11 protein-coding genes and 1 pseudogene are annotated in these 13,585 nt (G+C 71.3%); 4 read left to right on the top strand and 8 right to left on the bottom strand.

What is annotated here, in order from left to right:
• Positions 1 to 183: 183 nt before the first annotated feature.
• The 3 genes from BMX65_RS10295 (at position 184) to BMX65_RS10285 (ending at position 5,112) form a co-directional block, all read left to right on the top strand.
• Entirely contained in the window at positions 184 to 1,557 is a 1,374-nt protein-coding gene (locus tag BMX65_RS10295) for an APC family permease (protein WP_074999906.1), read from the top strand.
• A 255-nt stretch (positions 1,558 to 1,812) separates the two neighbouring features.
• Complete coding sequence (locus BMX65_RS10290; protein WP_074999905.1) at positions 1,813 to 3,342, top strand: helix-turn-helix domain-containing protein; 1,530 nt, start codon at positions 1,813 to 1,815, stop codon at positions 3,340 to 3,342.
• A 495-nt stretch (positions 3,343 to 3,837) separates the two neighbouring features.
• Positions 3,838 to 5,112: a hypothetical protein gene (locus tag BMX65_RS10285; protein ID WP_074999904.1), complete on the top strand. Its 1,275-nt coding sequence runs from the start codon at positions 3,838 to 3,840 to the stop codon at positions 5,110 to 5,112.
• Positions 5,113 to 5,128: 16 nt separating this feature from the next.
• Here the strand turns inward: BMX65_RS10285 and BMX65_RS33440 are convergent.
• From BMX65_RS33440 to BMX65_RS10255, 6 genes and pseudogenes are all read right to left on the bottom strand, one after another.
• Positions 5,129 to 5,462 (bottom strand): annotated as a pseudogene (locus BMX65_RS33440) (hypothetical protein).
• Between the two features lie 95 nt (positions 5,463 to 5,557).
• Positions 5,558 to 6,979 (bottom strand): amidase, encoded by a 1,422-nt coding sequence (locus BMX65_RS10275; RefSeq protein ID WP_074999903.1) that lies wholly within the window; start codon positions 6,977 to 6,979, stop codon positions 5,558 to 5,560.
• A complete protein-coding gene (locus BMX65_RS10270; protein WP_079171809.1) occupies positions 6,970 to 8,154 on the bottom strand; it encodes an MAB_1171c family putative transporter in 1,185 nt (394 codons plus the stop codon). The genes BMX65_RS10275 and BMX65_RS10270 overlap by 10 nt, the downstream gene beginning before the upstream one ends.
• Before the next feature lie 35 nt (positions 8,155 to 8,189).
• The gene (locus tag BMX65_RS10265) at positions 8,190 to 8,531 is read right to left on the bottom strand and encodes a hypothetical protein (RefSeq protein ID WP_112494222.1); all 342 of its coding nucleotides are present in this window, start codon (positions 8,529 to 8,531) and stop codon (positions 8,190 to 8,192) included.
• A gap of 164 nt (positions 8,532 to 8,695) precedes the next feature.
• On the bottom strand, positions 8,696 to 9,124 hold the full coding sequence (locus BMX65_RS10260; RefSeq protein WP_074999900.1) for a helix-turn-helix domain-containing protein: 429 nt from the start codon (positions 9,122 to 9,124) through the stop codon (positions 8,696 to 8,698).
• A gap of 436 nt (positions 9,125 to 9,560) precedes the next feature.
• Complete coding sequence (locus BMX65_RS10255; protein ID WP_074999899.1) at positions 9,561 to 10,925, bottom strand: MFS transporter; 1,365 nt, start codon at positions 10,923 to 10,925, stop codon at positions 9,561 to 9,563.
• Between the two features lie 123 nt (positions 10,926 to 11,048).
• Between BMX65_RS10255 and BMX65_RS10250 the strand changes: the two genes are divergently transcribed.
• A complete protein-coding gene (locus BMX65_RS10250) occupies positions 11,049 to 11,657 on the top strand; it encodes a CGNR zinc finger domain-containing protein (RefSeq protein WP_074999898.1) in 609 nt (202 codons plus the stop codon).
• A gap of 78 nt (positions 11,658 to 11,735) precedes the next feature.
• On the opposite strand, the gene BMX65_RS10245 is transcribed toward BMX65_RS10250, so the two are convergent.
• Complete coding sequence (locus BMX65_RS10245; RefSeq protein ID WP_239501951.1) at positions 11,736 to 12,158, bottom strand: RidA family protein; 423 nt, start codon at positions 12,156 to 12,158, stop codon at positions 11,736 to 11,738.
• Positions 12,155 to 13,471, bottom strand: a complete 1,317-nt coding sequence (locus tag BMX65_RS10240) for an acyl-CoA dehydrogenase family protein (protein WP_074999897.1) — start codon at positions 13,469 to 13,471, stop codon at positions 12,155 to 12,157. Before BMX65_RS10240 ends, BMX65_RS10245 begins: the two co-directional genes overlap by 4 nt.
• Between the last annotated feature and the right edge of the window lie 114 nt (positions 13,472 to 13,585).

The following is a 13,585-nucleotide window of genomic DNA, read 5'->3' as shown; positions in this document are numbered from 1 at the left end:
GAGGGTGCGCGTGGAGGCAATCGGCGCCGGGCGGAGCCTCCTGGCGCCGCGGCTGCAGACGGTCCGCCCGCCCTCGCACGAGGAACCGTTTCGCACCCGCGGAAACGGGCCGTTCGGGGCTGCGTACCCGAACGCGCGCCGCATTCCCTGGACCCGCGGCCACGGCTGACGCACAGTGTCCCCGTGCCCACCGCGAACCCGCACGAGCCCGCACCCCGGGACGCCGGGGAACCGTCCGAACCCGCGCTGAAACGCGCCATCGGCCCCAAGCTGCTCATCCTGTTCGTGATCGGCGACATCCTGGGCACCGGCATCTACGCCACCACCGGCAAGGTCGCCGGAAAGGTCGGCGGAGCCCTCTGGCTGCCGTTCGCGATCGGGTTCGCGGTGGCGCTGCTGACAGCCGCGTCGTACGTGGAGCTGGTCGGCAAGTACCCGAAGGCGGCCGGAGCGGCGCTCTACACGCAGCGCGCGTTCAAGGTGCCGTTCCTGACCTTCATCGTCGCTTTCATGGTGATGTGCTCGGGGCTCTCCTCCGCAAGCGCGGCGGCGCTGGCCTTCAGCGGCGACTACCTGGACGAGCTCACGAGCGGAGCCGTGCCGCCCACCCTGGTGGCCGTCCTGTTCGTGCTGGCCCTGGCCGCGCTGAACCTGCGCGGCGTCTCCGAGTCCGTCAAGGCGAACGTGGTCTTCACCCTGGTGGAGCTCACCGGGCTCCTGATCATCCTCGGCATCGGGGCCGCCGCCGTCCTCTCCGGGACCGGCGAACCGTCCCGGCTCGGCGACCTGGAGACCGGGGGCACCGGGTACGCGCTGTTCTCCGGGGTGCTGGGCGCCACCGCGCTGGGCTTCTTCGCCTTCGTCGGGTTCGAGGACTCGGTCAACATGGCCGAGGAGACGGTGGATCCGCAGCGCACCTTTCCCCGCGGCATCTTCATCGGCGTGGCGGTGACCGGAACCGTGTACGTGCTCGTCGCACTGGTCTCCTCGCTGCTCGTGCCGACAGCGACGCTGGAGGAGTCCAGCGGACCGCTGCTGGAGGTGGTCAAGGCGGGCGGTGTGCACTTCCCGCAGCAGCTCTTCGCCGTGATCGCCCTCTTCGCCGTCTCCAACTCGGCCCTGATCAACATGATGATGGCCTCGCGGCTGTGCTACGGCATGGCCAACGAGCGCATCCTGCCCCGCGCGATGGGCAGAGTCCTCCCCGGGCGCCGCACACCCGTCGTGGGCATCGTCTTCGTGACGCTGCTCGCCCTCGGGCTGGTGTCGACCGGGGAGATCGCCGGGCTGGGCGACACCACCTCCTTCCTGCTGCTGTGCGTCTTCGCCGTGGTGAACGTGGCGGTGCTCGTGCTGCGCCGCGACCGGGTCGGGCACCGGCACTTCCGGGTACCGACCCCGCTGCCCGTGCTGGGCGCCCTGACCGCGCTGGTCCTGGCCAGCCCGCTCGCGGACCGGGCCACCGGGGTCTACGTCAGGGCGGGCATCCTGGTGCTGCTCGGCATCGCGCTGTGGGCAGTGAACGCGCTGGTCCGCAAGGCGGGCGGCGAGAGCTGAGCGGCGGGCGCGACACCCGGCATCGGCACCGGTGGCGGCACCCGGCACCCGAGTGGGGGAACCGCCCGCGCCCCGCGCCCGAGCGGCCCCTACCGTTCGTACGAAGAGCCGCCGACGGACCGGCCCGGACGTCGCTGCACCCGGCGGAGCGCGCCCGCAACCCGGATGCGGCATTCAGGCGGTTGCCGGCGAATCACCGCCGCCACACCACCCCCAGATGCGCCCCTATCTCAGATCTGAGATACATTCGTCTCCATGACCGACGACTACCTCGCCCGTATCGGGCAGTTGATCCGCGATGCCCGCCAGCATCGAGGCTGGACCCAGTCGCAACTGGCGGAAGCGCTCGGCACCAGCCAGAGCGCCGTCAACCGGATCGAGCGCGGGAACCAGAACATCAGCCTTGAGATGATCGCCCGGATCTCCGAGGCGCTGGACAGCGAGATCGTATCCCTGGGCTACTCCGGCCCGATGCACCTGCGCGTGGTCGGCGGGCGGCGGCTGTCCGGCAGCATCGACGTCAAGACGAGCAAGAACGCGTGCGTGGCGCTGCTCTGCGCCTCGCTGCTCAACTCGGGTCGTACGGTGCTGCGTCGGGTCGCGCGCATCGAGGAGGTCTACCGGATCCTGGAGGTGCTCTCCTCGATCGGCGTCCGCACCCGGTGGATCAACGGCGGCGCCGACCTGGAGATCGTGCCGCCCGCCGAACTGGACCTGGACTCCATCGACCACGAAGCCGCGCGCCGCACCCGGAGCATCATCATGTTCCTCGGCCCGCTGCTGCACCGGATGGACCGCTTCCGCCTCCCCTACGCGGGCGGCTGCGACCTGGGTACCCGCACCGTCGAGCCGCACATGAGCGCGCTGCGCCACTTCGGTCTGGCGGTGACCGCGACGGAGGGCATCTACCACGCCGAGGTGGAAGCGGGCGTCGCCCCGGCCCGGCCGATCGTGCTGACCGAACGCGGGGACACCGTCACCGAGAACGCCCTGCTGGCCGCCGCGCGCCACGACGGCGTCACGGTCATCCGCAATGCCTCGTCCAACTACATGGTCCAGGACCTGTGCTTCTTCCTGGAGCAGTTGGGCGTCCGCGTCGAGGGCGTCGGCTCGACGACGCTGACGGTGCACGGCGTGCCCGTCATCGACACGGACGTGGACTACTCGCCCTCCGAGGACCCGGTCGAGGCGATGAGCCTGGTCGCCGCCGCCGTCGTCACCGAGTCGGAGCTGACGGTGTGCCGGGTACCGGCCGAGTTCATGGAGATCGAGCTCGCGGTCCTGGAGGAGATGGGCCTCGACTTCGACCGCAGCGCGGAGTACCCGGCCGACAACGGGCGCACCCGGCTGATCGACCTGACCGTGCGGCCCTCCAAACTGGAGGCGCCCATCGACAAGATCCACCCGATGCCGTTCCCCGGCCTCAACATCGACAACGTCCCCTTCTTCGCCGCGATCGCCGCCTCCGCGCAGGGCAAGACCCTCATCCACGACTGGGTCTACGACAACCGCGCCATCTACCTCACCGACCTCAACCGGCTCGGCGGCAGGCTCCAACTCCTGGACCCGCACCGGGTGCTGGTCGAGGGCCCGACCCGCTGGCGGGCCTCCGAGATGATGTGCCCCCCGGCGCTGCGCCCCGCGGTCGTGGTGCTGCTGGCGATGATGGCCGCCGAGGGCACCTCCGTCCTGCGCAACGTCTATGTCATCAACCGCGGCTACGAGGACCTGGCCGAACGCCTCAACGAGGTCGGCGCCCAGATCGAGACGTTCCGGGACATCTGACGGACGAATGCCGCCGCGCCCTGCCCGCACCGCACAGCAGCAGGGCGCGGCGGCAGCCGCGGGTCGGCCTCCTCCCGGCTCCACCTCGGCCAAGGATCCGGTGCTACTGAACTCGAACTCGTGATGTCAGCCGTACCCGCCCCCGGGCTGCCCTCTGGGCGTCGGTCGAGCCGCCGCCCTGCGCGTACCTCACAGCGACAGCAGTACGGCGCAGCGAACTCCACGCTCAGCCGAACGAGCCGACATCGCCCAATCAAGTCCATTAGTACGTGATGCCTGGATATGTAGAAATACCTCTGCCACTCGACCCTCGGGCCTGTGTCTCCTCGGTTACTCAGGGCTGTTATCGTCACTGCAGTTGAAAAGGGGGGGGCATTAGTGCGTGGACTGAGGGTTCTGTCGTGTGCCGCAGTGCTGGCAACGGTGGCAGTGGGGTGCTCGGAGTCGTCCGACAGTGACAGCTCAGCCGCTGGGGCGGGACACAAGCGGCCAGCCGTGCAGGACGACCCGCCGGAACGCCTGAAGAAGCTTTCGGTCCCGCCCGCCTACGACAGCGCAAAAGGCTGGCAGCACACCTTCGAGAGCCTGCCCGAGAACCTGAGTTCGATCCCGGCCACGGTGGGCACGAAATCGAAGTCCCTCGCCTATCTGCGGACCGGGCCCACCGGTCACGTCATCCAGAGCCGCGCTCTGGGCTCCGGCCGCCTGCGCTGGTCCAGCAAAGTCTGGAATCCGCCGGTACCGGTGAAGGAGGCATCTGACGAGGATTCGAATTCGGGCCAGAACGCCCCTCACCTGACCATTGCGGCGCATGGCGGACGCGAATACGTCGTAGCGTGGGGCCACGGTATGGAGGGCAAGGATGAACTCCACAACGGTCGGGAAATCGTCAAGCTCTCGATCTTCCCCTCGAACGCCTCGGGGTACGACGTCACCCCCGAACGTACCGTCAATGTCCCCTTCGAAGTCGGTCGCATCGAGGAACTGAGAGTTCACGGGGGCAGCCAAGGGATCCTCGTCACCGCAGGTTCCCACGCCGCCTCGGTGAACGTGCGAAGCGGCAAGGTGAAGCAATATGAGGATGCCAATGAGTTGCTGAAGCAATGTGCTGACAGCGCATGTGCGGGGAGCAAGATCCCGGCTCTGACGAGCCTCGGCCCTGTGGTGAGCACAGAGGGCGTCGAGGGGTTCGGCATCCCGGGCCACTGGTTCAGCGAAGAGCTTGCCCCAGAGGGCAGGACCAACGGAAAACTGCTGGCGGCAACAGACGAATCCCTGTTCGCCTCTTGGGAGGCGAAGGGTTGGGGAGGCTCCTCGAAGTCGGTCTTCGCGATGCACGACCCCGAGACCGGAGCCGTCGAAGCTCGCGTGACATGTTCCGAAGATGCCTACTCGGACGGCAAGGACATGTGGGGTGAGGACAAGAGTCGGATGCCGCCGGCCACTGTTTCCCCCAACGGACGCTATCTGGTGGCCGGGTCGGTTGCCTTCGACCTCAAGGAGAAACGGGGATTCTGCCTGATGGGTGACGGAGACCGCAAGCGACTCATTCTCTTGAGTGTCGGGGACAACGGCACAGCTTACGGCGGCACAGCACCTGAGGACGCCGATGGAGAACATTCCACCCCCGTGGCGGTGCCCCTCGCTTCCGGCAGTCCCAAGGCTCTCCCGCAGGGCACCCAGATACCGCTCATGATGGGCCCGGGAGTAGGCGGCTTCCTCACCAACGAGAACGAGGAACTCAGCCTGGCGATTGTCCGCGAGCGCTGACCGCCTTCCGGGGGTGTCAGCGGAACTCGTGGGTCACCTGGCTCTCTCCGACGTTGTGCGCGTGAAGTCCTCCAGATCCGCTGCCGGCACCCGCAGTTCGAGGATCATCCGTCCTCCTGCCTGCCGCACGGGGTACCGGCTCAGGAAATCCGACTCGGCCTTGAAGCGAGTGACGAAACCGGCACCGCTGTACTGCACGTTCCAGTCCCGCGCGGTCTTGATGGCGTAGTCCTCGTCGAGGACCGGGGGGGGAAGATCGGCTGCTCGGGCGACCGGGGCGGCCAGGCACGCCAGTTCAGCTCCCGGATCCAGGCCCGGTCCGAAGCGGGCCGCGGACCGCCCTCCACCAGCCCGCCTCCCGGCCGACGGCGGTCACGTCACCGGTGCGCGCCGCCCCTCGTCGCGGGCGGCGCCGCCCGGCCCGGTCGGTGATACGGCCCTGTCGTCAGTCGGTGCTCGTCAGAAGCCCGGCGAGGCGGGTGACGGTCAGGTCGCCCAGATACGGGCCGATGAGCTGGACTCCGAGCGGGAGGCCGTCGGGAGTGACGCCCAGCGGAACGGTGGCCGCGGGCAGATGCGCCAGACCGGCCAGGTTCAGCCAGGTCGTCTGGTCCCAGTACGCCCGGCGCTCGCCGTCCACGGTGATGTACCGCTCCGGGACGGGTACATCGGTCTGGCTGGGAACGGCGGCGGTCGGAGCGGCAGGTGTGACGAGGACGTCGATGTCGCGGAAGTATGCCGCCCACTGCTGCCGCACGCGTCGGCGCTCCTCGTCCGCGAGCAGCCAGTCCCGGTGACGCAGCGTTCGGGCACGCAGAAACTCCGCGCCGGGTGACTGCTCACCGGGCGGCAGGTTCCCGGCCGCCTGCACCTCGCCGTCGAATGCCTCCGCGGACGCGCCGGCCGACGAACCGGCGAACATCAGAGTGCGGAAGAGGCGGTCGGAATGGGCCATGTCCACCGGCCGACTGGTGGTGTCGACGCTCGCCCCGGCGTCCAGCAGCCGCTTTTCCGTGCTGTCGAGCAGCTCACGGGTGGCCGCGTCCACGGTGCAGTAGGGGTCGTCCGCCCACAGGCCGACTCTGAAGTCGCGCAGGCTGCCGTGCCGTGCCGGAGGGAGGGTGAGCTGCCAGCCCGCACTGTCCTCGGGGGAAGGGCCGGCCAGCACGCTGAGAGCGAGTTCGAGGTCGGTCGAACTCCGTGCGAGAGGACCGATGCTGAGCATGTCCGAGGTCGACAGCCAGCCGGGGGCCCGGGGGATGTGTCCCCTCGCGGGGACCACGCCGTAGCTGGGGCGCAGCGCATGGACGCCGCAGTAGTGGCCGGGCAGTCGCAGGGAACCGGCCAGGTCGCTGCCGATGCCGAGAGGACTCAGCCGGGCCGCCACGGCTGCGGCCGAGCCTCCGGAGGAACCTCCGGCCGTCCGCTGCGGGTCGTGGGGATTCGGCGTCGTGCCGAAGAGCGGATTGGTGGTCTGGATGTCCTGGCACATCGAGGGAGTGTTGGTCTTGCCGAGGATCACCGCGCCTGCTTGGCGCAGGAGGGCCACGGCGTCCGCGTCCCGGTCCGGCACATGCCCTTCCAGCTCGGCGGCGCCGCACGTGGTGCGCAGGGCTTCGGTCTCCAGTGCGTCCTTGACGACGACGGGCAGTCCGAGCAACGGCCCGTCGGAACCGCCCTGGGCTCGCCTTCGGTCCGCCCGGGCCGCCGCATGCAGCGCCCCTTCGCGGTCGAGCGTGGTCACCGCGTTGTGTTCGGGATGACGTGCGATGCGCTCCAGATGGGCAGCCGTGAGTTCCCGGCTGGAGACCTCTCCCGTGGTGAGGGCGTGGAGCTGGTCGAGGGCCGTGCGGTGGGTCAGGTCCATGAAGGTGCGGTTTCCTGTCGTGCGGGTGCGGTTTCGAAGTGGGCAGCCGTACGCAGCAGCGCTTGGACGTCGTCGTCCGGCGTACGCACGTCCTCCCGGGTGCTTGCGTCCGCGTACTCCGCCGGGATCCGAGGTGCCTCGTCGCGCTTCGAGGCGATCAGTGCCGCCCGGATCTGGTCGGCGGTGACCGCGGATGCCAGGTCGGCACCGGTGAGCCCGGCATCGCGCCGGCGCTGCTCGGATGTGTGGCGCACGGAGGCGTCCAGGAAGGGCTGAAGTGCCCACTGGCCGTCCCGGATCTCCACAGCCCGGCGGTAGAGATGCCAGGTGATGGCACGGACGCGCATCCGTGAGCCGTTGCGGGTGCGGGGGGAGTTCAACGCGACGCCGGGGACGGCCTCGTGCATCGCTTCCCAAAGGGGCGCGAGACGCCGGTAGTCGCGCTGCGCCCGGAGCCAGGCACGGGCGTGCGGAACGGCGTGCAGAGCCAGCGTCGGTACGAAGAAACCGATCAGGGTGAGAGTGGTGCCGCCGTCGGCACACAGCCAGGCGAACTTCTCGGCAGCGGCCGAGGGCTGAGGGAGCCCGGACAGCACGGCGACGACATAGCCCAGGCGTACGGCGCTGTAGCCGATGGTCACGACCGCGCCCACCCCCACGATGCGCAGTCCGCGGGCGATCCAGACCTCGCCGGTGTACCGGGCCGCTCTCCAGCAGCCCACCGCCAGAACCGTTTCACCGAGCGTGTAGGCCACGATGTACAGCGTCAGGTACGCCTGGTAGGTGCCGGTGTGCACGTAGTTGATGGTGAACCCCTGCGGGGTCGACCGGCCCGTCGGCGTGAGGTGGAAGAAGAGCACCCCCAGTGCCGCGATGACGACCGCACCTGCCGCCAGGCAGAACACGGTACGCCTCCGTGCCCGCTCCCCTGGCAGCGTCCAGTGGGCGAGCACGACAGGCTGGAGGGCGAGCAGGGCCACCACCGAGCCGAAGGCCGCGAGGATGCCCGTGGAGGGCCGCCCTGTCGTCTCGTCGAGTACCTTCCAGACGGGTTCGAGCGACACCAGGAAAGAGAGCGCCGAGAACCCGTAGACACCGGCCAGTGCGGCAAGCGCGCGGTCTTCGGCGAGACGTCGCGGCGGCCAGAGAAGCAGCAGCAGACCGGTGACAGCCAAAGTAAGGCATATGGGATGAAGGAGCTGTTGCACCGCTATCTCCCGTGACGCAGCAGAGTCTCAGCGATGGGGTCCCCAGCGCTGATGTCGGGGCCTTGGTGATGAATGTGCCGTTGCAGGTGTGAGGCGATCAGCTCGGCTTCTCGCTCGTCGTGGAGCTCGTAGTCGCTGCGCCCCAGCATCATCTTCACCACCTGCGGATCAAGGGTGGGGGCGAGACGGTCCGTCACGGGGTTGACCTCGCCGAGTGTGCCGCTGCCCTGGTGATTCCGCAGGATGTGCGCAGCCTCGTGCGCGATGATGTGGTCCTGGTGCGCACGGCTGGTCTCCTCGTTCACGAAGATGTAGTCGATGCCCTCCACCGTGCGTATCCACATTCCGCACAGGCCGCCTCCGCTGTTCGGCGGGGAGGGTTCCAGCCGGATCGAACGACCCGAGCGGGACTCGATCGCGGGCAACAGGTCGCGGATGCTCCGCGCCGGGGGAAGACCGAGGTCACGGACGAAGCGGCGGCATTCCCGCCGCAGGCTGCGCCGGCGCATCAAGCACTGCCTCCCTCACCCGAGCCTGCATCGAGACCTTCGCGCTCGCGTATGTGCTCGATGGTGGCGAGGACCTGCTCCATGCTCCGCGGTGACAACCCCGCCGCGCGGGCCGCCACACGCTGCACACCGCTCTCGCGCATGCGCCGGACGAATGCCAGTTCCTCGGAGACCCTCAGCGCGGTGTCCTCGTCGAAGAAGTAGGCCACCGGGACGCCGAAGAACTCTGCGAGCCCCTCGAGGTGCCGTCGGGTCGGGTTGTCCCGCCGTCCGGTGCGCAACTGCCACAGATAGACATGGGAGAGGGTCGGTCCGCCACGCTCTCGGAGCAGCGCCGCAACCTCCTGATTCGTGTACGGGCCGCGGTCAGGGGGGTGGACCATCTCGAACAGCCTGTTCAGACGCTCACTGAAGGCGTCAGCCGGCATACGACCTCCCTGATGACGAGATTAATCTGAGTTGACACTGCGAAGCAGGGTGTGCAATGTTTCTGCCCTGCGATTAACTGAGATTAATCGACGGACGGTTGGGTGTGCACAGCAAGCACACTACCGACGCCGGTTGTCCGGTGGCTCACCGCACGCACACCGGGGAGAGCCGAGCGCACGGCGCTCGGGACGCAGGGACAGGGGCCGCCACGGCCCGGCGAGATTCGGAGCACGACGCGCATGACCACCACACGGACTCGCCTCCGATCCCCCAGGTCTGTGCTCTGCGGAGCGGGAGCCGTCACCGCACCCGGTGGCCCGTCCGGGCGCAGCGCCGCGCCGGTCGCGAGCCCGCGCAGGGCCGTGCGTCACACGCTTCCGAGGAAGCCCGGCACCGAAGCCATGTGAGTGCGAGGCAGCATGCCCTGGCTCGCACTCACCATGAGCCGCCGGGGCTCCGCGGACCCCGGGGGAGTCCGCGGAGCCCTGGCTGACGCCCCGTACCGGCTCCCGGCTCCCGATCCGGGGGCGCCGGCCGACTGCGTCGCAGGCCGCGCAGGAGTGCGGCGGCGGCCAGTTGGAGCGCCGCGGTCAGCAGGAGGAGGGACTGCGGCGGCAACGAGGCGAGGGCACCGACGAGCGCGGTTCCGGCAGCACCCGCGGTCAGTTTGAGCCCCGCGCCGAGAGTGAAGACCTGGGCGCGGGTCCCCTCAGGGGCGTGGTCGGCGCGGAGGCGCAATGTGGCGGACAGCAGCGGGCCCTCGCCCAGTCCCGCGCACAGGAACAGCCCGGCCGTCCACAGGAGGGACGGGGTGAGGGCGGCGCCCGCCAGCCCCGCGGCCGTCACCAGCAGGCCGAGGCGCGCCGAGCGGGCCGGTCCGGACGCGCCGGGCCACCGTGCCGCCGCCAGCGAACCGGCGAGCCCGCCCACGGCGAACGCCGTCATCAGCAGTCCGCCGCCGTCGGACGCGCCCCGGGCCCGGGCGAGCAGCACGGCGGTGACGGGGAGCGCACCGGCACCGAGAAAGGCCACGCAGGTCGCGAGGGTGAGGGTGGCGAGTTGCGGAGTGCGCCGCAGGACACGGAACCCGGTGCCGAGTTCGCGGATCCGGAATCGGTGGGCCGGGGACGAGCCGAGGTCGGCCGCGGGAAGCCGCAGCGCTGCGCACAGGAGGGCCGCACAGCCGGCCGAGCCCGCGAGCAGCACCGTGGCGAGGGCTGCGGAGGACACGGCAGCCGTGGCGGCGACGGCAGCCGGTGCGGTGACGGCTGCGGCGTTGTAGGTGGCCGCGTCGTAGGCGTAACTGCGGTCGCGGAGGCGACTGCCGCGGCCTCCGGCCGAGGCATCGGCGCCGCCGGGACGGTCTCCGTCGTCGCACCTGCCGAGGGGTGTACGGCCCAGGCTGCCGTCACCGCCCTGGCCGGCTCCGCTGTGCCCGCGCGTCTCGGCGAGGAGGCTGGAGAGGCCGCCGGTGACGAGCGGGCCGACGCTGCCTCCGGTGAGGGCGACGGCGAGGGTGAGCAGGACCGGCATCCGCCCTGTCGTCAGTGCCAGCAGGGCGAGCGCCGTGCCGAGGAGGGCGAGTGCGCACCCGTGCAGCAGGCGCGGGGCGCGGGTCCGTTCGGCCAGCGTGCCGACGACGGGGGCGGCCAGTGCGTGCGGGGCCAGCCAGGCCGCGAGGACGAACCCTCCCAGCGCCGGGCGGCCCGTCCGTTCGACGGCCAGCAGGGCCAGCGCGACGCCTACCCCTTCGTCGGCGAACCGCGCCAGGAAGGCCGTGGCCAGATACGTCCTCAGCAACGCTGCTGCCCTCCCCCTGGGGCGAACGGTCCTCCGCGCGGCATGTCCGGTGGTCCCGGTGCCCGCCCGGTGCCGTGTGCCGGACCGACCGTCGAGTAACGGCTTCATCGTATAATGCGTTACATGAAGCAGCATGGCGAGTCGCAGGACGGATTCCGGCCCGGTGAGCGGCTGATCGACCTCGCGAACGCCGTACGGGAGGATCCCGCGCTCCCCCGCGCGGCGATGGCGGCCCTCCTGCGGCGGCACGGCGAGTCGGAGGAGGAGCTGCGCAGCCTGACGGACGCCGAAGCAGCCGCACTCCGCCGCGCGGTGGTGGAGCTGACGGAGCGGGTACTGACCGAGGCCGGTACCGACCGGGCGGCCGAGGCGCTCAACGCGCTGCTGGAACGCTGCGCGGCCCGCCCCCGGCTGAGCAGGCACGACGGACACGCCTGGCATCTGCACGTCGACCGGGGCGACGACGCGAGCTGGGCGGACTGGTTCATGGCGGCAGCGGCGCTGGCGCTCGCCCGGTTGCTGAGCGAACAGGGCGGCACCGCCTGGGGCGAGTGCGCGGCACCGGGCTGCCGACGGCTCTACCTGGGCGGCGGGCCCGGTGCGTCGCGCCGCTACTGTTCCCGCCCGTGCGCCACCCGCACCCGGGTCGCCGCGCACCGGCGCCGGCAGCGCGGCGGAGGCGGACTGCAGGCCGGGACGGGCGGCGGGGAGCGGACCGGCCCCGGCGGCTGACACCGCCCCACGACCCGGCCGTCCCACGACCCGGCCGCCCCGGGGCCCCGGCCGTCCCGCGACCTCGCGTCCCCCGAGTCAGGGCAGCACCGCGAAGCCGTCCAGCTCGATCCGGGCCTCCTCGTCCCACAGCCGCACCGCGCCGATGACCGCCATCGCGGGGTAGTCGCGGCCGGCCAGCTCCCGCCAGATCCGGCCCAGTTCGGCGGCGTGGGCGCGGTACTCGGGAACGTCCGTGGTGTAAACGGTGACGCGGGCCAGGTCCGCCGGAGTGCCGCCGCACGCGGCCAGGGCGGCCAGCAGGTTGCCGAGCGCGGTGCGGAACTGGTCGGGGAGGGTGTGCGCGGCGACACGGCCCGCGCTGTCCAGTGCCGTCTGGCCCGCCAGGAAGACCAGCCGCGAACCGGTGGCCGTCACGGCGTGCGAGAAGCCGCGCGGCGGCGCGAGTTCCGCGGGGTTGACCCGGTGCAGGGCGCCGCCGTCGGCGGGGTCGGGGTTCACAGCCGGTCCTCCCCCGCCTCGTCCGCGGCCCGGCCGGCGGCGACCCCCGGCGCACCGTCCGGGGCGGCCTCCCTCGCACCGGCAGCAGGCCCCTCGTCCGCACCGGTCCCGCCCGAAGCCGCGTCCCGCTCCCCCGAGCGCTCCCTGTACAGCTCCTTGGCGATCAGGGAACGCTGGACCTCGCTGGCGCCCTCGTAGATGCGCGGCGCCCGTACCTCGCGGTAGAGGTGTTCGAGCAGGTGGCCCCGCTGGAGTGCGGCGGCTCCGTGGATCTGGACGGCCGCGTCGACCACGTCCTGCGCGGTCTCGGTCGCCAGCAGCTTGGCCATGGCGGAGCGGCGCGCCAGGTCCGCGCCCTCGCCGTCGCTGCCGTCGTAGGCGCAGGCGGCGGCGTACACCAGCAGCCGCGCCGCCTCGGTCCGGGTGGCCATCTCCGCCAGCCGGTGCGAGACCGACTGCAGGTCGCGCAACGTGCCGCCGAACGCGGCGCGGGCGTCGGCGTGTTCGAGCGAGGCGTCCAGCGCGGCCTGGGCCATGCCGACGGCAAAGGCGCCGACGCTGGGCCGGAACAGGTTGAGGGTGCGCATGGCGACGCGGAATCCGGCGCCCGGCGCGCCGAGGAGGTCGGCCCGGGTGACGGGGACGGCGTCGAAGGTGAGGGTGCCCAGGGCGTGCGGGGCGAGCATGTCCAGGGGTTCGCCGTGCAGTCCGGGCCGGTCGGCGGGGACGAGGAAGGCGGTCACACCGCGGGCTCCGGGAGCCTCGCCGGTGCGGGCGAAGACCGTGTAGAAGTCGGCCCAGGGCGCGTTGGAGATCCAGGTCTTGGTACCGGTGAGCCGCCAGCCCTCCGGGCTTCCGGCCGGGTCGTCGGCGCCGGTGCCGCCGTCGGGTTCCGCGTGCAGTGCCAGGGCTGCCGCGTCGCTGCCCGCGCCGGGCTCGCTCAGTGCGAAGGCCGCCACCGCCCGGCCCGCGGCGACGGCGGGCAGCCAGCGGGCCCGCTGCTCGGCTGTTCCGGCGTCGGCAACCGGCCCGGCGCCCAAGCCCTGGAGGGCGAGCGCCGTCTCGGCCTGCGGGCAGGAGTAGGCCAGCGACTCGCGCAGCAGACACAGGTCGAGCGCGCTGCCGCGGCGCCACGGGGGCGCTGCGGGAACGGCGTGGGCGAGCAGTCCGAGTGCGCCCAGTTCGCGGAGCAGCGGGCGGTCGACCCGGCCGTCCTCGCACCGGGCTGCGAGTGGGGCGAGCTGTTCTCCGAGTGTGCGCAGCCGCGCGCACCAGGCGCGCTGCTGCGGGGTGAGTGCGAAGGCGGTGGTCATGGCGGCTCCCCTCGGCCGTGGCCCGGTGCGGGGGTCCCCGCGCGGACCGGTTCCTGTGCTGTCGCCGACTCCCTGTCTATCGCGGACCATTGACTGCCGTCACCAACACGTTAC

The sequence above is a fragment of the Streptomyces qinglanensis genome (assembly GCF_900111245.1).
Taxonomy (GTDB): domain Bacteria; phylum Actinomycetota; class Actinomycetes; order Streptomycetales; family Streptomycetaceae; genus Streptomyces; species Streptomyces qinglanensis.
Note: the sequence above shows the minus strand (reverse complement) of the source record. Positions and strands in the feature narration are given on the sequence as shown.

Coding starts and splice junctions, on each gene's coding strand:
- BMX65_RS10290 (WP_074999905.1), top strand. CDS start 1,813: ATGACCGACGACTACCTCGCCCGTATCGGGCAGTTGATCCGCGATGCC.
- BMX65_RS10275 (WP_074999903.1), bottom strand. CDS start 6,979: ATGGACCTGACCCACCGCACGGCCCTCGACCAGCTCCACGCCCTCACC.
- BMX65_RS10265 (WP_112494222.1), bottom strand. CDS start 8,531: ATGTGGATACGCACGGTGGAGGGCATCGACTACATCTTCGTGAACGAG.
- BMX65_RS10260 (WP_074999900.1), bottom strand. CDS start 9,124: ATGCCGGCTGACGCCTTCAGTGAGCGTCTGAACAGGCTGTTCGAGATG.
- BMX65_RS10250 (WP_074999898.1), top strand. CDS start 11,049: ATGAAGCAGCATGGCGAGTCGCAGGACGGATTCCGGCCCGGTGAGCGG.
- BMX65_RS10240 (WP_074999897.1), bottom strand. CDS start 13,471: ATGACCACCGCCTTCGCACTCACCCCGCAGCAGCGCGCCTGGTGCGCG.